Annotated in this window: 1 protein-coding gene; it reads left to right on the top strand. The window is 60.4% G+C overall.

What is annotated here, in order from left to right:
* Positions 1 to 45: 45 nt before the first annotated feature.
* Positions 46 to 168 carry a hypothetical protein gene (locus ABG80_RS23770; protein WP_268760957.1) on the top strand — a complete coding sequence of 41 codons (123 nt, stop codon included), beginning with the start codon at positions 46 to 48 and terminating at the stop codon, positions 166 to 168.
* Positions 169 to 273: the final 105 nt, after the last annotated feature.

The raw sequence follows: 273 nt of genomic DNA, 5'->3' as shown, positions 1-273 counted from the left end.
CGGCTCTGAGGCCTTTTTTGGTGACTTTGACGGTGAAGAACGGTGATGACCTGGCTGAACGCTTTAAGCACCTTCATAGAGCCCAGCGCGAGCTATGGAAACGCCGGCAACGTGGTCGCGGCTCTGTGCTCGATGGCGTTGTGGGCGCTGTTTGGTCATACGAAGTGAAGCGGGGAGACAACTCGGGCCAGTGGCACCCGCACCTGCACATGATCGCCTTGGCCGAGGTCGAGCCCAGCCAGGAGCGCTTGTCGCGGGATTGGCACCAGATCA

Source organism: Aquabacterium parvum (assembly GCF_001447195.1).
GTDB classification, from domain to species: Bacteria; Pseudomonadota; Gammaproteobacteria; order Burkholderiales; family Burkholderiaceae_C; genus Aquabacterium; species Aquabacterium parvum.
The sequence above is the reverse complement of the archived record's forward strand: the minus strand, read 5'-3'. Positions and strand labels throughout refer to the sequence as shown.

What these genes read in the sequence shown, in the direction of transcription:
- ABG80_RS23770 (WP_268760957.1), top strand. Translation starts at nt 46, where the DNA reads ATGACCTGGCTGAACGCTTTAAGCACCTTCATAGAGCCCAGCGCGAGC.